Below are 26,135 nucleotides of genomic sequence, written 5' to 3'. Positions count from 1 at the left end.
GCAATAAGTAGCTGATGGAACAAACAATTTGTTTAATAGGAAAATTATTTATACTTTTGCGCTTGTAAATAACACTTAAATTTTTCAACAATGGGAAAAAAGATTACCCCAGAAAACAATTGTGCCAATATGCAAAATCCAAACAAAGGAAGTGATGGCACAAATAAACAATTTGACAAAGCCCAAGGGAATAGAGGCAAACAAATGAATCCTAATAGAAAAAAACAATCTTAATTTTGTTCCCTAAGGTTAGAAACGATTAAAAAATCCCGATTCTAATTTACTAATGCTAATTTTCTAAAAACCAATACAAGGTTAATTCTTAAAAGCAAAAGTAAATATACAAAAAAAGCTGTCTTTTTAGATAGCTTTTTTTGTATCTTAAAACAGCGATAACTGTCCGTTGAAGAGTTCTTTGTGTTTGTTATGGCTATTGGCGATGAGCAAATGGCGGAGTTTTGTGGGCTCCATAGTGCCTGCTAAAGGGGTTGCCCCACTGCAAGTGATGAAGTATTTGGCTCGGCTGAGGGTTACTCCTATCTGTTTGAGACTGTAATAGGTGAGTTTTTGGAAGGTGCGCGCTGTGAGTATCTTCTGTACTGAACGTACGCCTACCCCTGGGATGCGCAAAAGCATCTCACGAGGTGCGGTGTTTACATCTACCGGAAAGATGTGTGGGTGGCGCAATGCCCAAGCGAGTTTAGGGTCTATTTCTAAGTCGAGGAAAGACTGACGCGTGTCTAAAATCTCATCGGGGGCAAAGCCATAGTAACGCATTAACCAATCAGCTTGATAGAGACGATTTTCACGCACTATAGGCACCTGAGAGTGAATAGACGGCAATCGGCTGTCTTGCAATACCGGTACATATCCCGAATAGTACACCCGCTTCATCTCTAACTTATCATACATATAACTGGCGACTTTTATTATCTTCTGGTCAGTTTCATTAGTAGCGCCTATAATCATTTGGGTAGTTTGTCCGGCGGGGGCAAATTTTGGTGTATGCTTGAATTTCTTCTTTTCAATAGAGTGAATAGCCAATTCATTTTTCAGCTGCTGCATTGGGGTGATCATCTGCTGGTGATCTTTTTCGGGAGCAAGCAACTTGAGTCCTTCTTTGGTGGGGATTTCGAGGTTGATAGAAAGGCGGTCGGCATAGAGTCCTGCCTCGTGAACGAGAGCTTCACTCGCCCCTGGAATCGTTTTTAGGTGGATATAACCATTGAAACGCTCTTCTAAACGTAACTTTTTAGCCACGCGCACCAATCGTTCCATTGTGGTATCGGGGTCTTTGAAGACTCCTGAACTGAGGAACAAACCCTCTATATAATTTCGGCGGTAAAAGTTGATAGTAAGGTCTACCACCTCTTGCACGCTAAAAGCAGCGCGCTGTATGTCGTTGCTGCGTCGCGATACGCAGTACACACAATCGTAGATACAATGGTTGGTAAGCAGTATTTTGAGCAGAGAAATACACCTGCCGTCCTCGGTAAACGAGTGGCAGATGCCAAAATTGGCGGCGTTGCCCAATTCGCCTTTCACTGCCTTGCGTGAACTTCCGCTACTGGAGCAAGAAACATCGTATTTGGCAGCATCGGCGAGGATAGCCAATTTTTCTTTGATACGTTCAAAATCCATATAATTAGGGGATAGGGGTTAGGAAATAGGGGATAGGGGGTTCCACTGTTCGGGGTATTTTGGATTGATATCCTTGTAAAAATCGTAAATTTCCTGCATAATACTCTCTTGAGAGCGCGTTTGCAGGTCGGTGAGGGAGATGGTTTTACCTATGTAGATTGTTTTTTTCTTAAAATCGCCAGCCCCCAAAACCACAGGCACTTGGGCAGAAAGCGCAATATGGTAGAAGCCCATACGCCATTTGTTCACGCGAGAGCGCGTACCTTCGGGGGTTACCACCAAGCTAAAATCTTCTTCTTTAAAGCGTTGGGTGATAAACTCGATGAGGTGGTTGTGCTGAGAGCGGTTGATGCCTATGCCGCCCAATTTGCGTACCACCCAGCCATACCAAGCTTTGGTGTGGGCATCTTTGATAATGAGTTTGATAGGTTTTTCAAACTTCCAATACGCCAAAATACCGAGAACGAATTCCCAATTGGTAGTATGAGGCGCTACTACCAACACACAGCGATTGAGGTTTTTTAGATCGCCCTGTAGTTCTATTTTCCAGCCCATCACCCATAAGGCGAAAGAGCCAATCCATTTTTTAATCATAAACTGTCAATTTGTTGATTTGTCAATTTATCAATTCTGAGGTAAGAGGTTAAGAATGTTACAAAAAATAACAAACCTGAGATAATGGTTAAGAAATGCATTTTGTTGTTGAGATATTCCATTAAGCAATAGCCAGAAAAGCACAATGAAAGACACATCATTACGATAAGAACGATTTTTCTGCTGTTCATAACCTTGATTGTTTTAAATATTTACGGCAAAAGTACGAATAATTAGGAAATTGACAAATTTGCAGAAGAGTTAGCGAAAAAGTTGCTGTAGAAATTTTGACTTTGCATTAACTCCTTGTGAGAGCCTGAGTGGGTGATAGTTCCTTTTTCTAAAACACAAATACGGTCAGCAAGGTTGGGTAAGGAGTGCAGGCGGTGGGATATGAAGAGTATTAGGCTATTGTGTTTGATTTGGTGGAGAACCCTATGTATAAAGGCTTCAGTATGCCTATCCATTGCAGAAGTAGCTTCGTCTAAAATTAGCAATTGAGGTTTTTTGAATAGTGCCCTAGCAAAGGCAATGAGCTGTTTTTGTCCACCAGAGATATTTACCCCTTTTTCACCTAACTGAGTAGCTAATCCTTGTGGAAACTGATTGAAATAGCTATCAAAACCATATTTATTTAAGAAAGCGATGAGTTCTTCAGGGTTAGATTGAGCACCTAATAAAATATTATCTAATACATTCCCGTTGAAAATAGCCACTTCTTGTGGAATATAGGCTACTAAATTGCGATAGCTTTCTAAGGTGATAGTATGCAAAGGCTGTTCCTCATTGATAATAATATGTCCTTCATCAGGAAGATAAAACTGCAATAAAAGATTAGCAAGCGTACTTTTTCCACAACCGTTTTCACCTATAATAGCCACGATTTCACCTTTGTTTATTTGTAAAGAAAGATGATGCAAGATAGGTTTTCTACCTACAAAACGGAATGATACATTTTCTAAGATTATTCTATCAATAGTATTGATATTTTCACCTTCTTCTTGCTCAGGAGGTATGGCTGTGAAATTGTACATACGCGCAAAAGCTACTTTGGCTTCGTTGATAGGAATACTTATCAGTGCTAAATTGAGAACAGAAGGCAATAAAGAGCCGGCCATTGAAAGGATAGCCATTAATCCACCTAATAGTAAAGTGCCTTTGAGTACTTGTATAGCGCTATAAATGAGTATACTTACTAAGAAAATCACACTTATTATTCCAGATATCCAAGAGAGTTTGATATTCACTTTTCCTAACTGGAAAGCCTTTTCTTGTGAAGAGAGAAAAAGAGTTTCATTTATTTTTGAAAATACATTTTGTTTGTTGCCTATTTTTATATCGGTAATACCTTGAAAGGTATTGATATAATGACTTTCGACCAAAGCATAACTTTGCATTACATCGCGTTGTAGGGTAACGATTTTAGTGTTGTTTTTATGAATGACAAAAAAATAAATAGGAATGGATAGTAATGTAAATACCCCCACTTGCCAAGAGTAGTAAAACAAGAATGCAGATGTGATAAGTACTACCAGAATATCAATGAATGTAGCACTCACAAGCATTTTTATTACCCGTTGAATACGCTGGGTATCGTTTAGGCGAGCAATGAGTTCTCCTATTTTGCGTGTATCGAAAAAGAATTTAGGCAAGTGAAGGAGTTTGCTAAAAAACTGCTCATTGATACGTGTATTGAAGTCTTTGGCTTGCAAGAGTAAGAAGTATTCTCTCACTACTGAAATACCAATGCGTGCTAATAATAAAAAAGTGAGCAATAGCACGCCTTGAATGAGTTTGTTAATGTCTTTTGAGGGGAGGATATTATCAATGAGTTTTTGAGAGAAGATAGCCATAGCTAAACCTAAAACAGCTATGACAGTACCTAACAATCCGCTGATGAGAAGCAAGCGCAAATCTTTTTGAATGAGGTTTAAAAACCATTTAAACTGAGCTTTCTGTTCTGTACTTTTCTTTTTAAGTTGTATTGTAGGTGTGAGTGTTAGGCAAGTTTTGGAGAGCCAAAGACTGTCTAATTCTTCTGGAGATAGTTTTATAATACCTTTAGCGGGGTCACCGATGATAAATATATCTTTTTCAAAACCATAGCACACTACATAATGCTCTAAATTACCTATTGTTAGATGTAATATAAGCGGAGCGTTATAGGTTTTAAGCACTGTTATATCCGCCTCGTTACCTTCTGCTTCAAAACCTATGGAATTGGCAGCTTGGTAAAGACCTAAAAGCGTAGTACCTTGCACGGTAGTACCGCTTTGTATACGTAAGTCTTCCAAGGAGTGAGTACCACTATAATATTGAACGAGCGACAGCAAGCAGGCTACCCCACAATCACTTTGGTCGTGCTGGAGTACAAAAGTTTTATAGATATGTTTTAGAGGGAGAGACATATATAAAGATAGGTTGATATGGTGTTAAAAATATTATTTTTTCTTTCTAAAACTATCGTAGAGAATTATAATGAGATGGATTGATAATACCAAAAAGAAAATAGGGCTTAATACCTTATTTGAAAAAGCTTCATTTGGTAATTTAAGTAACACAAAAGGGAAGAGAATTACAACTAATATTGATAATACTTTTTGTAGTTTATTCTTCATAGTATTAAAAATAACCCTCATTTAAGAAACCCTAAATGAGGGTTGTTAAGGTTAAAATTTTACATTAAAGCAAGCTAATGCTCTTTTTTCTTTTTAAAACTATCATAGAGAATTATAATGAGATGAATTGATAATACTAAAAAGAAAATAGGATCTAATACCTTGCTTGCAATAGCTTCATTTGGTAATTTAAGTAACACAAAAGGGAAAAGTATTATAATTAATATTAATAATACTTTTTGTATACTATTCTTCATGTTTACCAAATTCTCATTCCTCTACCTAAACACGCAACAGCTCCTGCAGCAAAAGCTACTTGTCCCCATAAAGGTATAGCAATCACTGGAGCTACTAAAGCTCTTACAGCTATAGCAGCTCTAGTTCCCCCCATAACAGCACAAGCACCATTCAAAAAATCTCCACCTTGGATTTTTTCCATTTGTTTGATTTCTAACTTTTTCATAGTTTTAAAAGTATTAAATTAATAAATTAGTGAGTATCATCTAAAAGAAGTATCCACAAACGCTAGCTTTTTTGCTCCTCTCCTTAGCAGATGATTTTATTTTTCGCCTAAGAGCTGTAATAGTTTTTCAACTCTTAATTGTCCTTTATGACGCAATAGTAATTTGCCTTGCGCATCGTACGCCAATATATAGGGTATACTATTGGCTTCGAATTGTTTGGCAAAAGTATAAGCGCTATCTTGCAAGCATATTACCTTGTCTTTACCCAATAAGTTTTGCTTTATAGCAAAGGATTTAATGGCTTCTTTGCTCTCGTTTGAGACAAGTAGTAGTATAGTTGACTTAAATCGTTCTAACTGCTCGCTGATGTCTTTGGTTTCATAAAAACAATAGTCGCATTCGGTATTGAAATAGATAAAAACTGCTTTGTTATTTTTGGGAAGGTTAGCTTTCGTAAAAGCGCTCCCTTCTAAGGTTTGAAAGTTAAACTCAGGCAAAGTACTGAGTTGTTGCTGTACTTGCTTTTTGTATTGTAGCTTTTGTACAATTTGAAACCCCATAAAACTTAGAAATAGTAGTACAATTGCTATAATGAGTTTCTTTACAATTGTTTTTTTCATACTATGCCATATTTAAGGTAAAGAACATTACACACACTATCCATAGAAGCATTCCTAAGCCATAACCACTTGCCATAATGTTAAGTCCTTTACCAGTAGTGCTCCCAATAGCTTTGTTGAGCTGTATAGCCATAAAGAACCAATAGGTTATTTCGAATACATTCAGCACTTGCAAAGGATAGATAAACCAAACTGCAATGCCTTTATACCCTGTGATATTTAAAGCTGATAGTGGATAGAAATACTGTATATCTTCCAATGTGAAATCAGGTTGAAAAAATGTAAACCAACACAATTTAATAATAGGAATAACTAAAAAAATACTTTCACCTAACAGCGCCATACGAAAAAGTTGTTTATAGGGCAATTTTTCGTTGTAGAACACACAACCTATATCTATTAGCAGGGCGATTACACTTATCTTTATTATTAGTAGTATGGGAACTGCTACATAGCCTATCCATTGCCACTTATCTCTAAAAGAAATAAATTTATCTATTTGCTCTGAGGTAAGTTGCTCAGATAATGATTGTGCCATTACCCCATTTAAATTTAGTATTACAGATGAAATATAGGAGAGTAGTATATAAGCCCCCGATAATACAATAAAAATAGTGCTGTTATTCCATTTCATAAAAATACTTTGGTTTGAATTACGAGGCAAAGTTACTACGAGTTTTCAAAAGTTGTAGTGCAGAAAATGCACAAATTTTGTGCAGAATGCGCACTTTTCAAAAAATTAACAATTTTGTTGATTAATATATAATACTTCTATTGTTTTCTTAACAATAATATTATTTTTATATACGCAAAAAGAGTAGTTTTTTTTTTTTATAATAAAAAATATATAGTTTTTTTTGCTATTTTCATTTTAATTATTAATTTTGCCTTACTAAACACTTAATCCGATGAAAAAATTCACACAAGAAGTTGCTGAAAAAAATAGCAAGATTTTAAATAAAATAAGACAGCTAAGAGAAGAAAAACGCTACAGTCGTGAAGAAATGGCTGAAAAATTAGGTATGGATACCTCTACTTATACGAGGATAGAAAATGGAAATGTTCATTTAAAGATGACTACCTTTATAATGATTGTTATGGTATTAGGAGTATCGATGATGGATTTTTTTCCACAAGAAAACTAAACCTCTATTTCACACGTACGCGTGATGAGGCTACTAACGAAGCTAAAACACCTAATATTACTATTGTTGCAAAAACAATTACTATATTTAGCGCTGTAATAGCAACGGGGTAGGGGAGGGTAGGACTTATCTTCACAAACTCAAAATGTTGTTGTAATAACACAATGGTTGCTCCTAATACAATCCCTAAAATAGCACCTAATACCGATGCCATAGTGCCTTGCCAGAAGAATATCTGTCGCATTTGTTTTTCGTTCATTCCGAGGGCATAGAGTGTTTGTAAATCTTCCTTTTTATCCAAAATCATCATAATAATTGCCCCTACAAGATTGAAAAGTGCAATGATAAGCACCAAAATAAAGATGAGATATACCGCTATGTTTTCGGTGTTGAGCATACGGTAAAGCGCATCGTTTAGTTGTACGCGGGTTTTTACAATTATGGGCTCGTGAAAGAGCTGTGTGAGCTGCGCAATTACTTCTTTTTCATTGGCATTAGGGGCTAATTTCACTTCTATAGCCGATACTTGATTTTTGTTTGCTCCCAACAAAAACTGCGCCTCATCTAAGGACGAAAATACGTATTTCTTATCTAAATCTTCTGTAAGTTGATAGATGCCTTGCACTACCGAAAAGGCTTGTCGGTAGGGCATAGGGTCGTTTAGGATACTACCTTTTCCTGCTTTAGGGACGACTATTTGCAAGGGAGAAGAGCCATCGGCGAGGTTCAAGCCTAAGTTATTGAAGATGGTGCCTCCCACAATTACGCTGGGGGGAGTGAGATCCCAGTTGCCTAATACGAGGATACTATCCACTGCATTTACCAATGGATACTCAGTATCTACCCCTTTGATATAGGCGATATGGTTCTTTTGGTTATGAGTGAGGAATACCTGTTCTTCTAATACTTTAGTGAAGTGAGCAACCGAGGAGAGTTGGCGTAAGTTTAGAGTGTCTTGTTTGGTAATTGATAGGTATTTGCCTGTTTTGGGGAATATTTTCAGGTCGGGGTCGAAGGTAGAGGTGAAAGAGAGGGTAAATTCTTTGAGACCGGCAAATCCTGCGAGCACGATAAATAGGGCAGCACCTCCCAGCACCACTACAAAGGCAGTAACCCTATTGATGATGTTGATAACGTTCTGTGAACTTTTGGCGAACATATAGCGCCTTGCTATGTAGAGAATGGGAGACATTTTTTTAGGTAACAGGTAACAAGTAATAGGTAAAGCCAGCGAGGGTTCACAGCTGGGGTGTGAGTAATAATTGGGGCAAAGGTAGAAATAATTTGCTAATTGGCAAATAGCTAAATCAACTCATTTTTTGTGTTTTAATAATTTAGTTGTGTTCTTTTCTAATGCTTTTAAACTCTCTAAGTATGATTCTTCAATAGGAGAAAGAGTTCTGGCTTCATAAGCGCGGTATTCTTGAGTTGCTTTTTTCTCGGCTTCGTCGTGACTAATAGTGCCTGCTCCTTGTAATACACCTTTGCCATAATTGGCTGAAAATTTATCTAGTTCTTCAATCCAATCCTGCATATACATAGGGCTTTGTGTTTGAGCTTTGAGTTCTGCTAAGTCAAAAAAAGCTGAAACAAGACGGTTTAGGCGGAATAATTCTTCTTCGGTGAGATAGTTTTTAGCAATTTTAGCTTCATTTAAGGTGGGTAAAGCGCCTTTGAAAGTAGTGAGTCCCATAAAGTCTTTGGTGCTATCAGCTCTGTGATAAATAAGTTCAGCTGATGTTTGCTGACTGCTAGCGTAATGTAGTTTATTTTGTACTATTTTGAAGAAAGTGAGGGTTGTTTCACTTTTAGGGTCGTAATCTCTGCTGGTAGCATACAAATCGAGTACTTGGCGGTATAGAGCTTTTTCACTTGAACGAATATCACGAATTCTGTTGAGCAGTTCTTTCCAATAATCACCTCCTCCGTTGCCTTTGAGGCGCTCATCGTCCATTGTAAAGCCTTTTACGATATATTCTTTTAGTCGTTGTGTTGCCCATTGGCGAAAGCGCGTTCCTTGTACAGACCTAACACGATAGCCAACTGAAATAATAACATCTAAATTGTAATGTTTTACTTCTCTTTCTTGAGTTTTTCCTTCTATAGCACCGTGTTGAGTGGTTTGTCGGAAATTCCGACATACCTCTTTTTCATCTAATTCACCTTCCTCAAAAATATGAGAAATATGTTCAGTGATTGTAGTACGTCCTTTACCAAACAATACCGACATCTGTTCCTGCGTGAGCCATACCGTATCCCCTTCAACCCTTACATTGAGTTGGGCTGAACCATCTTCACGCTGATAAAGTATGATTTCTCCTTTTTGTATTTCCATTTTTAGTTTAGGTAATTAATTAAACTCTGAAATATTCCATTACTGCTTTGTACTCATCTTGTGCTGTGAGACAAGTATCGAGCAAATATCCTTCTATTTGAGGCCAATTTTGCAAACCGCGATAGTAGAACAAACGCAGATTTTCAGTAATGATAAAAGGGGTTATATTGTTGGCTAAACATTCTTTGAAGAGGAGTAATCGCCCTACACGTCCGTTGCCGTCTTGAAAGGGGTGAATATTTTCAAATTGCCAATGAAAATCTATCAAATCACGAAAAGTTTTCGTCGGTTTTTGGTGATAATTGCTTAGTAGGAGCGTCATTTCTTTTTCTACATTTTCAGGTAGTGTGGTGGCATTGCCCCCTACTTCGTTAGGTAGTTTTTTATAATCACCTACTGCAAACCAATCTTTTCTACTATCGGAAGTGCCTGCTTTAAGAATGCTGTGAAATGATTTGATCATTGTTTGAGAGAGAGGTTCAGTAGCTGAGTGTAACATTATATCAAAAGCTCTAAAATGGTTGATAGCTTCTACGATGTCGTCTACTTTTACAGCTTGCTGGGTAATGCCAATAGTGTTAGTTTCAAAGATATAACGCGTTTGTTCGCGAGTGAGTTGGCTACCTTCTATATGATTAGAATTATAGCAAAAATCTATTTGAGTGCGGTGGTAAATTCCGCCCTTCAATTGAGATGTTTGTTCTTGTAATAAGCGTTCTAAAAGCATATTATTCATAATATGTCAATACACGAGTCTCTATTCTAAAAGGTTTTTTTATTCCTTCATAGTCAGTTAAATATATAATGCGCTTTGTCCAATTCTTATGTGTGTCAAAAGAAATGTATTGGTATTGTGTGGTCTCTATCAAATCACCATCTTCATAGAGTATTTCTTTTTCTAAATGTCCCTCTTTGTTATAAGTGTATTTAGTAATCCGCTGTCCTCCTGATAAATTAGCGACAATCAATCTTCTTGAAGAATCGTATTTCAGACTAACGCTATAATCGATATCCTGCTTGCATTCCCCCACTCCTATAGATCTTTTCTCGATAGGGTCTCCTTGTGCATTGTATTTGTAAGTATCAATACAACAGAGGTCTCCTATATATATTTTTTCAATATATTTCCTTTGTGTATAACTATACTCCGAAGCGAGCGTTAACATTCCACCATTATTAGACTTTAGTTTTTTTAATTTCCTACCTTTTTCGTCGTAGAGGTATTTTTCTAAAGAAATAATATTAGCTATTTCTTTAAAAGTCAGTAGGTTACCATCTTTGTTGTAGAAAGCTTCTTTTGAGGAATTGTCTTTAGAATTGTTATCAGGCACTACTTTTCCATTTTTATAAATAACCTCATAGTAGGTAGTAACTGTTGTTTTTACCTTTCCTTTTAAATTTTCTTCTTGAAGATCAGTTCTCATTTTCTGTCCGAAAACAGTAAAAGGCAATAAAAATAAGCAAAATAGAAGTGTTCTCATAGTAATCTCTTGATTTTGATAGCTGTTTCTAACTGATATACATAAAAAGGCTTCTTTTCTTTTTCTAAACCCAAAAACTTTATAAACCAAAGGTATGGAACCTTTGATTCACTATAAAAATAATCATCAAAAGGGAAATCGCTGATGTCTACCTCAAAAGCCTCACTGAATGCGACTAATAAATCCTCAGCATCATCACCCTCAATATGCAGCTCTTTATTAAGGGCAGTTTGTGAAGAAAAAGGTTCTTTCCCTACAAACCTTTCAATGAGTTGTTGCAATTTCTCCCTCATAGCTATCACCTAAGTCCTATGTCATTTTTCTCTTGTAGAGCAAAGCTCTGTTCTCAATAGGGTTTTCTTCTTCTTTGAGTGATTGTTCAATGCCCTCGATGTATTGCAATGAGTCGTCTATATAGAAGAATAATTCCGGCATACGGCGGAACTGGTTTTTGGTGATTTGTGAGAGTTCGTGTTTGATGAGGGGAGCGTTTGAAGTTACCCCTTTGAGCACCTCGGCAGCCTTTGCTTCAGGGAATACGCTGAGGTACACTTTTGCCACCGATAAATCTACAGTTACATTTACTTTAGTCACCGAAACGAGTAAATTTTGTTGTCCTGCATCGCGTATGGATTGCTGCAACACTTTGGCTAATTCTTCTTGAATGATGCCTGCTATTTTCTTTTGTCTGTTGTTTTCCATTGTATAATTAATTAAATAAGAAGTGCAAAGGTAGTAATAATTTGTAAATTAGCTGATTTGTGGGGCTTTCACACCTTTGCCGAAAGTCACTTCGCTTTTGTAGATACGCATTTCGTCGTATAAACCTGCATTGATAAATTGTTGCAGGGTGTATGCACCTCCTTCTACTATAAGGCTTTGGATATTGCGTTGGTAGAGCAGGTCACAGATTTGTTGAGGTACATTGTGGGTGAGGTCGATGCCTATTATTTCTGTTTGTAGCCCATAACTTTTATCACTTACATTTTCCTTGTTAGTTATGAAAAGTGTTGGCTGTTGGTCGTTCCACACTTTAAACTCTTTAGGAGAGCGCAAGTGAGGGTCGATAATTACCCGTAGCGGATTTTTGCCATACCAATCGCGAGTGTCGAGTGAAGGATTGTCGGCTAATACAGTGCCCACGCCTACTAATATAGCTTGTTCTTCACTGCGCATTTTGTGTACTTCTTGGCGTGTATAAGCATCGGTAATCCACACAGGGGCAAGCGTATCTTTGTGAGCAGGAGCAATAAAGCCATCGGCAGTTTCTGCCCATTTGAGGAAGATATAAGGGCGTTTTTTCTCGTGAAAGGTAAAAAAGCGTTTGTTGAGTTCCCTACATTCTTTTTCCATTACCCCCACTGTTACTTCACAGCCCGCAGCCCGCAGTTTTTCAATGCCACGACCAGCGACTTTAGCAAAGGGGTCGATCGTGCCAATCACCACGCGGGGAATGCGGTGGGCGATAATCAAATCGGCACAAGGGGGCGTTTTGCCATAATGACTGCAAGGCTCTAAACTCACATAGAGCGTACTTTCTGCTAGTAGCGACTTGTCTTTCACTGAGGCTATAGCACGCACTTCGGCGTGAGGCTCACCTGCTTTTTGGTGCCAGCCTTCACCGATGATTTTCCCATCGTGCACTATCACACAACCTACCAGAGGATTAGGATATGTAGTGCCAAGTCCATTATAAGCTAATTGTATACAGCGTTTTATCATAGATGTTAGGGGATAGGATTTAGGGAATAGGGGTTAGAGTTTAAGTTTTGCAAAGAGTGAATCATTTTTCCAATTTCTTGAATAAGAGAAATAGATTTTTCAATATCTCCTGATACCTGACACCTATCCCCTAATAACTGAATCCTTAAAACAAATCGTTCTCGGTGATACTCTTGTCGTGTTTGGTATAGGCGGTAGGACGTTTGGCAAAGAAATCGTCGAGTTCGTTGCTAAATACCTCTTCTTCAAACCACATCATAGGTTTAGCTTCATCACCACTGATGTTGAAAGGCTTGTCTAAACCGAGTTGAGTAAGCGAGTCGTCAAGGCGGTAACGCATATAGTTAGCGAGGTCTTTTTTGCTGAAGAATTCTAATTCGCCTTGTTCAAAAATCCAGTCGAGCATCTTGTCTTCCAAAAGAATATAGTTGCGGATAAAATTAGTAGCTTCGTGCTCGGCAACGGTTTTCATTTCAGGGCGTTCTTCAAATATTTTTTTGAGAATATAAATACCAGCATTGGCGTGCACTTGCTCATCAATAGAAGTCCAAGCAATGATGTTGGCTACATTTTTCAAATAACCTTTGAAACGTGTGAATGATAAAATAGTAGCAAACTGACTGAACAAAGAGGCGTTCTCTATAATAAGGGTGAAGAAAAGGATGCGCTCCATAGCATTCTCGCGGTTTTTAGCGAGGTATTCTTTTAGTATGTTGTTGCGCTCTTTGAAAATAGGCACTTCAAGGAGGTTTTCAAACTCGTTGTTGTAGCCCAAAACCTCCAATAAGCGCGCGTAGGCTTCGCTGTGGCGGAACTCACACTCGGCAAAGGTAGCGCCAAGTCCGTTAAATTCAGGTTTTGGAAAAAGGTCGTAGAGATCGCCCCAAAAGGTTTTTACCGATACTTCTACTTGTGCAATACCTAATAAGGCACGCTTTACGGCTTCTTGCTCTACAGTCGATAAATTAGATTTAAAATCCTGAATATCGGCTGTAAATTCTACTTCGGAGTGCACCCAAAACGATTTGTGCATAGCGTTTACGAACTCCATAACCTCTGGGTATTCAAAAGGTTTGTAGTTCTCGCGTTTATCAAAAATTCCCATTTTTATTGTGTTTTTATTAATAATTCAGGGGGCAAAGATAGGGATAATTTGACAATTAGCCAATTAGTAAATTAGTAAAATCACTCCTGTTCATAACTATGTTGATAACGTGTTGATTTTAATTGATAACTATTTCATTGTTGTTTTGCATTTTCTTCGTATCTTTGCCCTCGCAAAACAGAATAAAATTCATTTTAATAAAAAAGTTAAAAGCTATGGAAGAATTTGTAAAGTTAATCGAACAAATCTTGTATATGGAAAATTTCAACACTGAAGTTACTCCTGATTTGAAAGAAAAATTTGTAGCCTTGTACAACAAATTTGGCAACAGTGTACCTGATAAATATAAAGGTGATGCTAACAGAATGTACAATAAGTACGCTGCAACCGTAGGTAGCAATGCGTTTAGCTACGCTTACTAATAATGAATGTATTAGTAACCGGAGCCAGCGGTCAGTTAGGTTCCGAAATACAAAACAACACACACCGTATAAGCAATTATTATTTTAGCGATGCCGACAGCTTGGACATTACAGATGCCCAGGCTATTCGTGCTTTCGTTCAACAGTACGCTATTGACCTCATCGTGAATTGTGCAGCTTATACCAATGTAGATAAAGCTGAAGATGATTCTGCTACCGCCGAAGCTATCAATCACACAGCTGTAGTTCATTTGGCAAATGTGTGCAGCGAATTTCACTTGCCTCTTATCCATATTTCTACCGATTATGTGTTTGGAGGTACTAAAAATACGCCCTATCGTGAAACCGATGCTACTCAACCCCTCGGCGTGTATGGTCGAACCAAATTGGCAGCTGAGCAAGCTGTTCAAAACAGTGGAATTGAGTATCTTATCATCCGTACTTCTTGGCTTTATTCTCTCCACTTTGGCAATAATTTTGTAAAAACGATTCAGCGACTTAGCAACGAGCGCGACCAGCTAAAAGTAGTAATTGATCAAGTAGGAACGCCTACTAATGCTGCCGATTTAGCCGATTTTATAGTGCAAGCTATAGAAAATGCTTGGTATCGCGGTAAGCGTGAAGTATATCATTTTTCTAATGAGGGAGTATGTTCGTGGTACGATTTTGCTGTGGCTATAGTAACCAAAGCGGGCAATGCTTGTGAGGTATTACCTTGTACTTCAGCCGAGTTTCCTAGTAAAGTTACACGTCCTGCTTATTCAGTATTAGATAAAACCAAACTCAAAACCGATTTTGGTTATCGCATTCCATATTGGAGAGATAGTTTTTTGAAATAACATTTCTCTATGAAGAAAATTCCTCTTATCATACTTGGTATTTTAGCTCTTTTGGCTTTTACACTACGCCATAAAGACGATATCTTCACCGACCCCGAATATATCGCTCAACTGCGAACGATGTATAGCTCTGGCGACCCTACAAAATGGGAAGCTCCTACCTTAGACAGCACTCTTGTAGCTGGTTTTCAAGATATAGGCTCATTACCTCCAATACCTTTTCCCACTGATAATCCTTTCTCCGAAGATAAAAAAACGCTGGGCAAACTGCTCTTTTTCGACCCCCGTTTGTCGCGTTCAACACAAATATCCTGCGCTTCTTGTCACGATTCTCAATTGGGCTGGGGCGACGGTCGCAGTGTGTCGTTTGGACATAACCGCCGTATGGGGGTACGCAACGCAATGACTATTCTCAACACGAGCTATTATACTTCGTTCTTTTGGGACGGTAGGGCTGCTACTTTAGAAGCTCAAGCCTTAGGTCCTATGACCGACCCCGTGGAAATGCACTCTACCCAAGATTTATCGGTAAAACGCATTCGCAAAATTAAAGGCTACAAACCTTACTTTGTAAAGGCTTTTGGTGACGATAAGATAACTATCGAACGTATTACCCAAGCTATCGCTACCTACGAACGCACTATTGTGAGTGGCAAAAGCAAATTCGACCGCTTTATCAGTGGGGATAAAAAACGCTTCACCGATGAGGAAGTTGTAGGCTTACACCTTTTCCGCACCAAAGCGCGCTGCATCAATTGTCACAATACCCCTCTGTTCTCCGATAACCAGTTTCACAATGTGGGACTTTCCTATTACGGACGTATGTACGAGGATTTAGGCAAGTACAAACACTCTAAAAAGAAAGAAGATGTGGGGAGCTTTAGAACACCATCGCTTAGAGAGGTGGCACGCACTGCCCCTTATATGCACAATGGCTTTATGCCCGACCTTGAGGGGGTTGTGGAGATGTACAACATAGGAATGCCACGCCCTGAACCTCGCGAAAACCAAAAAAAAGATACGCTTTTCCCTACTACCGACCGCCTATTGCAGCCTCTGAACCTCAGTAGAAAGGAAAAAGAAGCCTTGGTAGCTTTCCTCAAAACACTTTCTTCACCGGCTTATCACGAACGAATGCCCGAACTCCCCCAATAATGACTACTATCGACCTACAGAAATACCAGCACTTTTCATTTGATATGTGGCTCACAATCATCCGTTCTCATCCTGTTTTCAAAGAACAACGAGACCGATGGTTGCGCTACTATTTTAGCATTACTACACCTTTAGAAGAGGTGCACAAAGCGATACGTACGGTAGATTTGCAAGCTAATGCCGAAAGTGAACGCACGGGGCTACACATCCCTCAGCAAGTGCTTTTTGAGAGAGTACTCACGCTGTTGAATGTTCCCATAGATGAAAAGATTGATTGGGAAGCGTGTTTTGCAGAACAGGAAACTCTCTTTTTGCATTATATGCCTCAGCTATTAGACCCTGAGATTGATGAGCTTTTCGCCGAAATTCAATCGCAAGGGAAGACCATAAGTCTGTTGAGCAATACGGCTTTCATTAAGGGGAAGACCTTGCATAAGGTATTGGTGTACTACGGATTAGCATCGTATTTTTCGTTTGAACTCTATTCTGATGAGGAGGGAATTGCCAAACCTAACCCCGCGATTTTCCAGAAGGCTTATGAGCTTACTAACGCCTTGCGCCCCGTTGAAAAAACTCAGTGGCTGCACATAGGCGATAATCCTATTGCCGATATACAAGGTGCTACCAATGTAGGTTTGTGCGCCTTTCTTATCTCTTAACTTTTATCTAAATTAAATGAATAAACGTTTTAGTCTGCACTCTATAGAGAGCGCCGAGGCTTGTACTTTTAGCGAAGCCGCCTACAGTAGATTTAAATTTGGCGACACAGCTGTTGCCGAACAATTTGGCAAAGAACTCTTTGCTGGGTTTATCGCCCAGCACAGTGATTTCATTTTAGCACAAGATGAAATTGTGCTTTTGCCAAGTCCGTATTACGCAATTCCTACTGCATCCGACTATCTGTGTCATTATTTTAAGAAAGAACTGAACTACTTTCTTTTTCAACACGACCGCAAATCTTGCGTAACTGCCAAAATACACCGCAATCAAACATACGTGCAGGATTATGGCAATATGAGCTATGAACAACGCGTAAACCTCATTGCTAATGATACTTATTACATCGATCGCACTTTTATAGAAGGGAAATGCTGCTTGCTTATTGACGATATCAAAATCACTGGTAGCCACGAACACACCGTGAACCGCATTCTCAAACAATACAACGTACAAGGCGATTTCTTTTTCTTGTACTACGCCGAACTTACCAATAAGGATATAGACCCTAAAATTGAAAATCACTTCAATTATTTTGCTATCAAAACTCCTGCTGACCTTATTGGACTGATGAAAAGTGAGCGTTTTGCTTTCAATACGCGCATCGTTAAGTATATTTTACTACTTCCTGAAGCTGAATTTGACAAAATATATAAAGCTATAACCGAAACCCAACGAAAAGAGATTTTTGAATGGGCAATTAGTAATAATTATCACCAAATAGCTGAATACAGAACTAATTTACTAAAAATAGCACCTTAATTTTGAAGATTTTAGTATACGATAGTACTTTTGAAGGCTTCCTCACAGCGGTTTTTGTAGTTTTTGAATACCGTTATGAGGAAGTTGCTATCGTTGCCCAACACCTATTTGCTCCTTCGCTGTTTGAGGAAGCAATAACCGTATACACCGATGCAGCTAAGGCTGAGCGTGTGCTGAACAAAATAGAACAATGTTGGGGGAAAGAAGGGAAAGCAATAGTATTGAGGGCTTTCCTATCGGAAGAAGAGGGAATGGAAAACTATCTATTAGTCGCTATCCGGTTGATGATACAACACCCTGAAGAACAAGTACTTGAAAACTATGGGAACACGGCTATTGCTGCCATACAAAAGGCTGCCAAAAGTGTAGGCAGAGAAGTACACCGTATGAAAGAGTTTGTGCGTTTTGAGAAGGTAGGCGATTTGTATTTTGCCAAAATAGTTCCTGAGTACGATGTGCTGGCTTTGGTAGTTCCTCACTTCAAAAATAGATTTTCCGACCAGCAGTGGGTGCTCTACGACCCGCAACGCGCTTATGGTTTTGCTTACAATTTAGAAGAAGTCTTTCCCTTTACTCCCGCCGATAAACACTTTGGAAAGCTATCCACCTCCCTGCCCGACGGCTATGAAATGCTTTGGAAAACCTATTTCCAGCACATCAACATAGCCGAACGCAAGAACAGCAAGTACCAGCTCAGGAATATGCCTAAGCGTTATTGGCAGTACTTGCCCGAAGTTTAAAATGAAAGGGAAAGAGGTCTATCGGTAGAGAAAATTTGAATACCTTTTTGCGCCCATTCTTTGTAAAGATGGTCACCTTTAGTTGCGGCACGCTTGTCCAAGTTTCCTAAAGTACCCAAAATAGCTGGGATTTTCAGTTTGTTCAAACGTTGGTAGAGTGCATCGGGAGCTACTTTGATACCCGTGAAAGCTACCAATTTTTCTTTGGGGATACCCGTTTGCAATATACGTTCTAACTCATCGTTGTTGCGCACACTTACCGAGAGCAACATCTCAGGAGCCACTTTGTAGAGCGCTTTGGCTTGTTCGGTGTTATAGCTGATGAGCACCACTTGGGCTTCCATACCTTCAGCACGTACTAAATCTACTACTTTTTGGTAAGAAATTCCTTTTTTGAAATCGAGCATTAGGTATCCGTGATTGGCCTTACACCACGCTAATACATCTTTTAAATAAGGAATTTTAAACTGAGTTACATTGCCGAACTCATCTTTTAGATTTTCTTTGAGTAAATCGGCGGTAGACATAGCCGAAACTTCACCTTTGCCCGTTGCAGTACGACCTAAACTGTTGTCGTGCATCAAAAGCAAATCACCATCGGCACTTTCAAAAATGTCAATTTCAAAACTGTGCACTCCCTTAGTAGAAAGATACTGAATGCTTTCCAAGCAGTTTTCGGGGTATCCTTTGAGACCTTCGCCGCCGCCACCGCGGTGAGCCGATACAATAGGTTTGGCAGCAAAGTAGATTTGGTTTGTAATCTCTTGCTGAGCGATAATCTGTCCTGTTGCAGGAGCTGAAGCGTTTTTGCAGGCTATGGCGCAAAAAAGGAGTCCTATAAATGATAAAAAATTCTTCATCAGTGTTTATTTCTTCTTATTTTTCTTAGTAGTTTTAGTTTTATTTTTAGTGTTTTGGGTATTTTTAGTGTTTAATAAAGGAAGATATTGGCTATAACCTTCTTTTTCCATATCTTCTTTAGGGATAAAGCGCAACGATGCACTGTTGATACAGTAACGCAAGCCGCCTTTATCTTTAGGCCCATCGTTGAACACGTGCCCTAAGTGAGCATCGCCTAATTTGCTGCGCACTTCGGTACGAGTCATATTGTGAGAAGTATCTGTTTTTTCAGCGATGAGCTTGTTGTCGATAGGTTTAGAGAAGCTTGGCCATCCACATCCCGATTCAAACTTATCGGTAGAGACAAAAAGCGGTTCACCAGTGGTGATATCCACGTAAATACCTTCGCGGAACTCATCGTAATAAGCATTAGCAAACGGACGCTCGGTAGCGCTTTCTTGGGTTACAGCGTACTGTTCGGGGGTGAGCTGCTTGCGGAGGTCGGCTTTAGAAACTTTTTTGAAAGTCTTCTCGGCAGGAGCGGGATTCGCTTGGCGAGCCAACTCAAACAAAGCGGGTGAAATATGGCAATATCCTTGTGGATTTTTGTCTAAATAATCTTGATGATATTCTTCGGCTTTGTAGAAGTTTTTTAGCGGAAGAACCTCTACCACTATGGGTTGGGAGTATTGTTTTGCCACTATGGCAATAGCTTTCTCGATAAGAGGTTTTTCAGCTTCATTTGTATAGTAGATACCCGTGCGGTACTGGGTGCCGCGGTCGTTACCCTGTTTGTTGAGAGAAGTAGGGTCGATGATTTTGAAATAGAGGTCGAGTAGTTGGTTCAGGTTGATGAGTTGGGGGTTGTAGGTAACTTTTACCGTTTCGGCAAAACCTGTATCGCCCACGCACACTTGGCGGTAGGAAGGAGCTTGAGAGAGGTTGCCATTGGCATAACCTACTTCGGTAGCGAGCACTCCGCGTATTTGCTTGAAAAAGTGTTCGGTACCCCAGAAGCAGCCTCCAGCGAAATAAATGTCGGTAGTATTAGCATTGGAGTAATTTTGTTCTTTCATCTCGGTGTTGAGGTTCTTGTTGTTAGTTGAAACTTGTTGGTTAGTAGCGGTTCCGTTAGCGCATCCCAAAGTGAAGATACTTGCCAAAAGGCTAAAAAAATAGGTTTTCATTTGCTGTTGTTGATAATTAGTTTTTCAGTTGGCAATTTCCTCAAAAACAGTGCCAATGCTAATTTTCAAAGACAAACTTTTTTCCGTCTTCAGCTAAAAAAACATTCTTAAAAACCTCTTGCGCTTCCTGTTTAAACATATTTACATCGGGGTAACGAGAGGAGTAGTGCCCTAAAATAAGCGCTTCAGCCTGAGCATTTTTGGCGACAAGCCCTGCTTGGTAGGCGGTAGCGTGCATTGTTTTGGCAGCGAGTTCTTCGTTGATTTTCAAGAAAGTAGATTCGTGGTAAATCACCCTTGTTCCTTGTATTTCGGTTGCTAAATCTTCTAAATAAACAGTGTCGCTGCAATAGGCGTAACTTTGCGGGCGATGAGGTTCGAAAGTGAGCTCAGTATTAGCAATAGTTTTACCATTCTCTAAAGTAATGTCTTTTCCATTTTTGATATTCTGGTAATCACATACTTCAATCTCGGGGTATTGGGCAATAGCATCCATATTCAGACGGCGTTCACCTTCTTTTTCTTGAAATAGGAAGCCATTGGTATAGACGCGGTGTTGCAACGGGATAGTGCGTATCAGCACTTTATCATCTTCGTATAAGAGTTCAGAATTTTTAGAAGATAGTTCGTGAAAATACAAAGGGAAAGGTGTGTAAGCCCCACCGAGTTTAAGCACGAGTAGCACCGCTTCTTTGATGCCTTTAGGTCCGTAGATATGCATTTCGGCTTCACGCCCAAGGAGTTGGAAAGTAGAAATAAGTCCGAAAAGTCCATAGAAATGGTCGCCGTGGAGGTGAGATATGAAGATGTGCTTGATGCGGGAGAATTTAGCATTGGCATTGCGGAGAGCGATTTGGGTAGCCTCTCCACAATCGATGAGGAACAGATGACCGCGCATTTCGAGCAGTTGAGCCGAGGGGCGGGCATTAGAGCGAGGGGTCGCACTGTGGCAACCTAAGATAGTTACTTCCATAAGTCGCGTTCTATTTCGTCGAGTTCAATAAGGTCGTAGGCTTCTTGTAGGGTAGGGGCGATGTGCAGGCTGAGTTCAAAATCTTCGAGAGCCAAAGCGCGTTGCACCACCACCACTGATTTTGCTTGTTGTTGGCTGTACTGTTTTGCAAACGAAGCAAGCGGTTTGAGGTCTTTTTTGAGCCAATGTTCCTCTTCGGGTAGTGTAATGATAATATGCTGAGGTTTTTGGGTAGCGCTGAATGTTGCCAGCCAAGAGGGAAGTTGTGATTTATTGAGGGTAATTTCGGTAGTTTCTTTCATTAGTACAAATTTCCCGCAAAATTATAAATAATATTTTAAAGGACAAAGGAATCTATTAAAAAAGAGGGCGTTCGCATTTAAAAGCCTAACCCCCGTTCTCCACACATACTCCGCTCTCGCGGACTTTCCGAAAGGAAGGGGGCAATCCGCAAAAGTGACTTTTTAAAGAGAAAACACCTAATATTTCCTACTATTTTTTGTAGTTTATTAATAAAGTATAAACCTATTATCTTAAATGCGAATGCCGTGTTAAAAAATAGGCAACCATTAGACTTTACCCCTGATGAACCAATAATTCCTCCACTTTTTTCTATCCTTGTTCTTCTTTTATAGTTAGAACTAAAAGTTAATCTCTTCTCTTTCTATTGAATATACTTATTATAAGATTTAATAGTAATCCAGCTCCTATACCCATAGATGTATAAACTAATGTATTTTTATTAAAGAAGTTATTTGATATTGTATTGAAAAATATTTCTTTTATAGGCTCACTTGGAGAAGCTGTATCACTGTAAGCAACTATTGCCTCACAAAGAGAAAATAAAATGCCTACAAACATTCCTAATATAGGAAATAATAACTTACTCTTGATTAGGTTTATAGTTTGAATTTTCATCATTAAAATGTGCATTTAAAAGACTAACCCCCGTTCCCTTCACATACTCCACTCTCGCGAACTTTCCAAAAGGAAGGAGGCAATCCGCAAAAGTGATTTTTTAATGAGAAAACATCTAATATACCCTACTATTTTTTGTAGTTTATTAAAATGCGAATACTTTGTTAAAAAGAAGAGAATAGTGCGAAATAATCAATTATTTTCTTTTTCTTTTTAGTATCGAAATACAATTTTGAAAAAAGAATAACGAATAAAACTCCTGATAAAAAAAGAGCGATTTTCCCTTGATTGTAAGGGTATTCTATAACAGCATAAATGGTATGCCCAAAGCGAGCAATAGCATTGTGATAATGACAATTGGTTTTCGGGGATTCATAAAGGTTAAAAAAGGTTTTATAATGGATTAGTTTTTAATTGAAAATGGAGAGTATTACCAGTCTGTTTATCCAAAAACTTACCTTCTATATCAGTAAAAAAAGCTACAAGAGTATTGCCTACAAAGAGTTTGCCCATCGCTCCTCCTAAGGCTTCAGCATCTTCAGGTGATAGATATTGCGTTGTATAATGCACAATATCTTCCCTTATACCCTCTATAACCGATTTTATTTGAGTAATATACCCCTTTTCGTTTAGGGTGACCATAAAATAACATTTATCGTTTTTACTTAACTGCATCATCTCTCTTGTCGCCTTGTCGGCACAAGTGAGTTTCCAAGTATTATCGGACATATAAGAAGTTTTAAACTTTCCCTTATTATGTGCATCATATTGATAAAGAGAGCTATACATAGCGTTTGAGGTACGCACAGCAAATTTTAGTAATTCTTTAATCTGGTTTATATCTTTTATATTAGTAGGTTCTTGTTCGCTAAGAGTGCAATTTTCTATTTCGTACGTGTTAGATGAAATTTTAAAATTCCCTTTACAACTTTTTTCGGTATTACCCGTTATTTGCATAGCAAAACTAATTTCTTTTCCATAAAAAACTAAATCTTTAAAATCTAATTTTTCAAAAAAATCTATTTTTTGTGCAAAAGAGGTATTCACTAGACATATTAGCATAAATAAAAGATGTTTCATTTGAGAAGATAGAGTTACTTATGAACAAATATTATTCTTGTTGTCTTTCTTTTTGTAAAACAAAACCTATAGAAATAGCTGAAAGCAAACATACCAATGCTGTAAGGCTATTGCTTAATACATCTCTACCATTTAAATTTGCAAAGCATAGAAAGGCTATTTCTACAAAAAATCCGATGGTTGCTAACACAAATAAGACGCTTTTTACATCTTTTCTTAAAAAAGGTTTCATAATAAATAAGGTATTAAGATTAAAAATTGAGATTGAAGTGAGTTAATACTTTTTTCTCTTACTGACAAAATAGTCAATAACAAAAATATTACCAACTAACACTGTGTATGACAATGCTATTAACCATTTATTGAGTTGATATTCAGCAAAACCATTCATATAAATAGGAATAAATGATATAATGGCTATAGTGAGCAATATATAACGTATAGATTTTTTCATATTATGAAGGTTTTAAAATTCCGCTACAAAGTTAGTAATTAGTTTTTTACAAAGCAAGAAAAAAAGGATATTTAACATTTTATCCGTGGTGGGATAGGCTTCTTTTTATTTGTTTTTTACAATATAATCTTGAAATATTGGGTAAAAATTTTCTTCAAAATATTTTCTTTCTTCTACGGTTAAGGATGTTAAAATTTCTTCGTTAATATAATTGTAAATATTGTAATAAACAGCAGTTTTCTCTTTCCATCCTGTTTTAAGCGAAGGGGAATAAAAAACTTCTATAACACTCTGTTTCTTGATTTTATCCTTTAATGCTGCTAATGAAAAAAGGTCGACTTGTTGTTCACTTATCAAAAGCTGGTTGTCATTCTCTTTTAGGATTTCACCCATATCGTTTTTGATAGTTTTCTCGTCTGTGAGCAAAGCGTTTGGCAAAGAATGATTGATGTAATCAATTATTGAAGAATCACCATATTTATAGGCGTTTTTAATGAAAAAATGAGGTTTATATAAGAAAAGTTGGTATAAATATACATTGTAATCTTCTAAATAATATCCTAATGAGTCGTCTTTAAAAATATGATTCAAAATATCATATAAAATAGCTTCATCTTTCTGTTGGATGCGAACTAACAATAGTTTTATGAAAAAAACTTGAGCATATTCTTCTTTTTCAAAATCTTGTTCTTTTAAAAATTTGAAAAACTCCAAGCGAAAATCCTTTTTTTGAAAAGTATCTAATTTTAAATCTTCAATATAGGAGCCTTTGTATTTGTATTGTTTTAATTCAATGTTCTTTATGAATGATTCTGAAGTATTTACCCCTTCGATAAGAGTTGAATTACTTATACTATTCTTTGGGTTATTATTGCCTTTCCCCATTGCACATTTTAAAGCAAGTGATAAAATGATGAAAATAGATATTTTGTAATAAATCATATATTCTGTTTTTTTATGAAGAAGCTGTTTAAAAAAATAAAAGTTCCGGAAAATTAGTAAATTTGTGTTTGAGAAAAAAGAACACCAAAATTCAGGAACTTTGTGCAAAGATACAATAAATCATCTATACCACCATTTTGCAGAGGGCGATATGGTATGCCTCGTCGCTGATAAATACGTAATTATCCCAAATATCCATAATTCTGAATTTAGAATATCCCCTTGGGAATGTAATATCCAGAAGCTCCAAGTCAGACAATCTCAACAGTTTTTGGTTTCCTTTCCATTCATCTGTCTTGAAAATCGGGGATAGGATTAGATATTCTTTTTGGGCGCTGAATTTTCCCCTCAAGCCTTGTTTTTGTGCAAGCTTTTCCAATTTTTCCTTTCCCCATATTTTCCTCTTGTAGATACCGTCTTGGGTGAGTTCGAGGTACCAATAATACTTGAATCGTGATAAGCTACAAGGATTTATTGTATCCGCTTCCACGAAGGCATAAATCAAATTATCTTTTATCATAAGGCTACCTATCTGGGGATAGGAGTAACTAAAATCCATTTTGTGATAGATACCCTCTGCCCGTCCTAAGGATAGCATAAAATTGCTTCGGACTTTTTCATTTGTAAACACAGGGGTGAGTTGCTTGTCCCAATGCAGCGTATGTGTCTCATTGTCATAGTGTAGAGAGGTAAAACTATTTGCGGCAAATACCTCTCCATCGACACGGCAAATAATTGGATAAACCCCGTTTTCGCCAAGTGTGGAAATCTCCGTGATATTCTCTGCAGCGCACAAGTTTTCACTTACTACTTCGCACGGTTTCTGCTCGGGAGATGACACCCACCAGACTTTTTTGTCTTCTCCGCTAATAATTAAAATATCGGAACCTGTATCCAACAAAACGGGCTTATTCCAGCTTTTCTTTTGTGCGGGAGACGGAATGAATGACCATTGCCCCGCCTTTATCCAAACGATACCGTAGCTATTGCCGTCATTGTCGCTGCTCCAGATAACAAATTCGTCTTTTCCTCGTGCAAAATGATTTTTTGCATTTATGGGAGCATATTGATAGGCACCATTGCTTAGCTTGAATCCCGTAGTTGTCCACTCTGAAATTTTATCTAATTTTACCTGCATAATTTTCTCTCCTAATCTCCACAGATATTACAAGTACGCGAAAAATCTTTTCGGATTTGATATTTTTTATGACCACATTTGCGACAGCAATATCCGCCTTCCCATTTTAAAGAAGCTAAATATTCTTCGCAATCTAAGTCAGTTTTAAAGCGTTCAGTAAACTCTAAGAGGCTTTGTCCTTTGAATAAATTCGTAATATATTAGTTTTCAGAGTGCAAATATGTGAATTTATTTTGACACCTC

31 protein-coding genes and 1 pseudogene are annotated in these 26,135 nt (G+C 38.0%); 8 read left to right on the top strand and 24 right to left on the bottom strand.

Annotated features, from left to right (window positions below; genetic code table 11):
- Positions 1–90: 90 nt before the first annotated feature.
- Entirely contained in the window at positions 91–234 is a 144-nt protein-coding gene (locus I7X29_RS12305; RefSeq protein WP_009412540.1) for a hypothetical protein, read from the top strand.
- A 147-nt stretch (positions 235–381) separates the two neighbouring features.
- Here the strand turns inward: I7X29_RS12305 and I7X29_RS12300 are convergent, their stop codons facing one another.
- From I7X29_RS12300 to I7X29_RS12275, 6 genes are all read right to left on the bottom strand, one after another.
- Positions 382–1,641 carry a putative DNA modification/repair radical SAM protein gene (locus I7X29_RS12300; protein WP_198467568.1) on the bottom strand — a complete coding sequence of 420 codons (1,260 nt, stop codon included), beginning with the start codon at positions 1,639–1,641 and terminating at the stop codon, positions 382–384.
- 18 nt (positions 1,642–1,659) lie between these two features.
- On the bottom strand, positions 1,660–2,232 hold the full coding sequence (locus tag I7X29_RS12295; protein ID WP_198467599.1) for a 1-acyl-sn-glycerol-3-phosphate acyltransferase: 573 nt from the start codon (positions 2,230–2,232) through the stop codon (positions 1,660–1,662).
- Between the two features lie 236 nt (positions 2,233–2,468).
- Positions 2,469–4,643, bottom strand: a complete 2,175-nt coding sequence (locus I7X29_RS12290; RefSeq protein ID WP_198467569.1) for a peptidase domain-containing ABC transporter — start codon at positions 4,641–4,643, stop codon at positions 2,469–2,471.
- 469 nt (positions 4,644–5,112) lie between these two features.
- Positions 5,113–5,316: a hypothetical protein gene (locus I7X29_RS12285; RefSeq protein ID WP_198467570.1), complete on the bottom strand. Its 204-nt coding sequence runs from the start codon at positions 5,314–5,316 to the stop codon at positions 5,113–5,115.
- Between the two features lie 96 nt (positions 5,317–5,412).
- Positions 5,413–5,937 (bottom strand): TlpA family protein disulfide reductase, encoded by a 525-nt coding sequence (locus I7X29_RS12280; protein WP_198467571.1) that lies wholly within the window; start codon positions 5,935–5,937, stop codon positions 5,413–5,415.
- Between the two features lies 1 nt (position 5,938).
- On the bottom strand, positions 5,939–6,571 hold the full coding sequence (locus I7X29_RS12275) for a hypothetical protein (protein WP_198467572.1): 633 nt from the start codon (positions 6,569–6,571) through the stop codon (positions 5,939–5,941).
- Between the two features lie 274 nt (positions 6,572–6,845).
- Between I7X29_RS12275 and I7X29_RS12270 the strand changes: the two genes are divergently transcribed.
- A complete protein-coding gene (locus tag I7X29_RS12270) occupies positions 6,846–7,082 on the top strand; it encodes a helix-turn-helix domain-containing protein (protein WP_198467573.1) in 237 nt (78 codons plus the stop codon).
- A gap of 4 nt (positions 7,083–7,086) precedes the next feature.
- Here the strand turns inward: I7X29_RS12270 and I7X29_RS12265 are convergent, their stop codons facing one another.
- The 8 genes from I7X29_RS12265 to I7X29_RS12230 form a co-directional block, all read right to left on the bottom strand.
- Entirely contained in the window at positions 7,087–8,241 is a 1,155-nt protein-coding gene (locus tag I7X29_RS12265; RefSeq protein ID WP_198467601.1) for an ABC transporter permease, read from the bottom strand.
- A gap of 153 nt (positions 8,242–8,394) precedes the next feature.
- Positions 8,395–9,417: a virulence RhuM family protein gene (locus I7X29_RS12260; RefSeq protein ID WP_198475053.1), complete on the bottom strand. Its 1,023-nt coding sequence runs from the start codon at positions 9,415–9,417 to the stop codon at positions 8,395–8,397.
- A gap of 19 nt (positions 9,418–9,436) precedes the next feature.
- The gene (locus tag I7X29_RS12255) at positions 9,437–10,153 is read right to left on the bottom strand and encodes a Fic family protein (protein ID WP_225883741.1); all 717 of its coding nucleotides are present in this window, start codon (positions 10,151–10,153) and stop codon (positions 9,437–9,439) included.
- A complete protein-coding gene (locus I7X29_RS12250; RefSeq protein ID WP_198475051.1) occupies positions 10,146–10,898 on the bottom strand; it encodes a hypothetical protein in 753 nt (250 codons plus the stop codon). The genes I7X29_RS12255 and I7X29_RS12250 overlap by 8 nt, the downstream gene beginning before the upstream one ends.
- Entirely contained in the window at positions 10,895–11,191 is a 297-nt protein-coding gene (locus tag I7X29_RS12245) for a DUF1493 family protein (RefSeq protein ID WP_198475049.1), read from the bottom strand. Before I7X29_RS12245 ends, I7X29_RS12250 begins: the two co-directional genes overlap by 4 nt.
- Before the next feature lie 16 nt (positions 11,192–11,207).
- Positions 11,208–11,600 carry a 30S ribosome-binding factor RbfA gene (gene rbfA / locus I7X29_RS12240; protein ID WP_009412549.1) on the bottom strand — a complete coding sequence of 131 codons (393 nt, stop codon included), beginning with the start codon at positions 11,598–11,600 and terminating at the stop codon, positions 11,208–11,210.
- A 48-nt stretch (positions 11,601–11,648) separates the two neighbouring features.
- Positions 11,649–12,620: a bifunctional diaminohydroxyphosphoribosylaminopyrimidine deaminase/5-amino-6-(5-phosphoribosylamino)uracil reductase RibD gene (gene ribD / locus I7X29_RS12235; protein ID WP_198475047.1), complete on the bottom strand. Its 972-nt coding sequence runs from the start codon at positions 12,618–12,620 to the stop codon at positions 11,649–11,651.
- Between the two features lie 145 nt (positions 12,621–12,765).
- On the bottom strand, positions 12,766–13,725 hold the full coding sequence (locus I7X29_RS12230) for a ribonucleotide-diphosphate reductase subunit beta (protein ID WP_009412552.1): 960 nt from the start codon (positions 13,723–13,725) through the stop codon (positions 12,766–12,768).
- A 215-nt stretch (positions 13,726–13,940) separates the two neighbouring features.
- Between I7X29_RS12230 and I7X29_RS12225 the strand changes: the two genes are divergently transcribed.
- Genes I7X29_RS12225 through I7X29_RS12200 form a run of 6 tightly spaced genes read left to right on the top strand, consistent with a single transcriptional unit; the run spans position 13,941 to position 18,360 of the window.
- Complete coding sequence (locus I7X29_RS12225; RefSeq protein WP_034555269.1) at positions 13,941–14,147, top strand: hypothetical protein; 207 nt, start codon at positions 13,941–13,943, stop codon at positions 14,145–14,147.
- 2 nt (positions 14,148–14,149) lie between these two features.
- A complete protein-coding gene (rfbD, locus tag I7X29_RS12220) occupies positions 14,150–14,986 on the top strand; it encodes a dTDP-4-dehydrorhamnose reductase (protein WP_198475045.1) in 837 nt (278 codons plus the stop codon).
- 9 nt (positions 14,987–14,995) lie between these two features.
- Positions 14,996–16,141 (top strand): cytochrome-c peroxidase, encoded by a 1,146-nt coding sequence (locus I7X29_RS12215; protein ID WP_198475043.1) that lies wholly within the window; start codon positions 14,996–14,998, stop codon positions 16,139–16,141.
- Positions 16,141–16,800: an HAD family hydrolase gene (locus tag I7X29_RS12210; RefSeq protein ID WP_198475041.1), complete on the top strand. Its 660-nt coding sequence runs from the start codon at positions 16,141–16,143 to the stop codon at positions 16,798–16,800. Before I7X29_RS12215 ends, I7X29_RS12210 begins: the two co-directional genes overlap by 1 nt.
- Before the next feature lie 16 nt (positions 16,801–16,816).
- Positions 16,817–17,620 (top strand): phosphoribosyltransferase family protein, encoded by an 804-nt coding sequence (locus I7X29_RS12205; protein WP_198475039.1) that lies wholly within the window; start codon positions 16,817–16,819, stop codon positions 17,618–17,620.
- 2 nt (positions 17,621–17,622) lie between these two features.
- Positions 17,623–18,360: a TIGR03915 family putative DNA repair protein gene (locus I7X29_RS12200; RefSeq protein WP_198475037.1), complete on the top strand. Its 738-nt coding sequence runs from the start codon at positions 17,623–17,625 to the stop codon at positions 18,358–18,360.
- Here I7X29_RS12200 and I7X29_RS12195 read toward each other — a convergent pair.
- The 10 genes and pseudogenes from I7X29_RS12195 to I7X29_RS12150 form a co-directional block, all read right to left on the bottom strand.
- Positions 18,357–19,220, bottom strand: a complete 864-nt coding sequence (locus I7X29_RS12195) for a glycerophosphodiester phosphodiesterase family protein (RefSeq protein WP_198475035.1) — start codon at positions 19,218–19,220, stop codon at positions 18,357–18,359. The genes I7X29_RS12200 and I7X29_RS12195 overlap by 4 nt on opposite strands.
- A gap of 6 nt (positions 19,221–19,226) precedes the next feature.
- Positions 19,227–20,276: a peptide-methionine (R)-S-oxide reductase MsrB gene (gene msrB, locus I7X29_RS12190; RefSeq protein ID WP_394368709.1), complete on the bottom strand. Its 1,050-nt coding sequence runs from the start codon at positions 20,274–20,276 to the stop codon at positions 19,227–19,229.
- Between the two features lie 169 nt (positions 20,277–20,445).
- Positions 20,446–21,360: a ribonuclease Z gene (locus I7X29_RS12185; protein WP_198475032.1), complete on the bottom strand. Its 915-nt coding sequence runs from the start codon at positions 21,358–21,360 to the stop codon at positions 20,446–20,448.
- Positions 21,351–21,662 carry a hypothetical protein gene (locus I7X29_RS12180; protein ID WP_002678453.1) on the bottom strand — a complete coding sequence of 104 codons (312 nt, stop codon included), beginning with the start codon at positions 21,660–21,662 and terminating at the stop codon, positions 21,351–21,353. Before I7X29_RS12180 ends, I7X29_RS12185 begins: the two co-directional genes overlap by 10 nt.
- Before the next feature lie 346 nt (positions 21,663–22,008).
- Positions 22,009–22,281, bottom strand: coding sequence for a hypothetical protein (locus tag I7X29_RS12175; RefSeq protein ID WP_198475030.1), 273 nt, complete (start codon positions 22,279–22,281; stop codon positions 22,009–22,011).
- A 390-nt stretch (positions 22,282–22,671) separates the two neighbouring features.
- Positions 22,672–23,358 (bottom strand): hypothetical protein, encoded by a 687-nt coding sequence (locus I7X29_RS12170; protein ID WP_198475028.1) that lies wholly within the window; start codon positions 23,356–23,358, stop codon positions 22,672–22,674.
- Between the two features lie 31 nt (positions 23,359–23,389).
- Complete coding sequence (locus tag I7X29_RS12165) at positions 23,390–23,590, bottom strand: hypothetical protein (RefSeq protein WP_095909120.1); 201 nt, start codon at positions 23,588–23,590, stop codon at positions 23,390–23,392.
- Between the two features lie 327 nt (positions 23,591–23,917).
- Positions 23,918–24,754, bottom strand: coding sequence for a hypothetical protein (locus I7X29_RS12160; RefSeq protein ID WP_198475026.1), 837 nt, complete (start codon positions 24,752–24,754; stop codon positions 23,918–23,920).
- Between the two features lie 124 nt (positions 24,755–24,878).
- Entirely contained in the window at positions 24,879–25,892 is a 1,014-nt protein-coding gene (locus tag I7X29_RS12155; RefSeq protein WP_198467151.1) for a hypothetical protein, read from the bottom strand.
- A gap of 14 nt (positions 25,893–25,906) precedes the next feature.
- Positions 25,907–26,089, bottom strand: a pseudogene (locus I7X29_RS12150) (transposase); the annotation flags it as partial.
- Between the last annotated feature and the right edge of the window lie 46 nt (positions 26,090–26,135).

It is taken from the genome of Capnocytophaga periodontitidis (assembly GCF_016126015.1).
GTDB classification, from domain to species: domain Bacteria; phylum Bacteroidota; class Bacteroidia; order Flavobacteriales; family Flavobacteriaceae; genus Capnocytophaga; species Capnocytophaga periodontitidis.
Note: the sequence above shows the minus strand (reverse complement) of the source record. Positions and strands in the feature narration are given on the sequence as shown.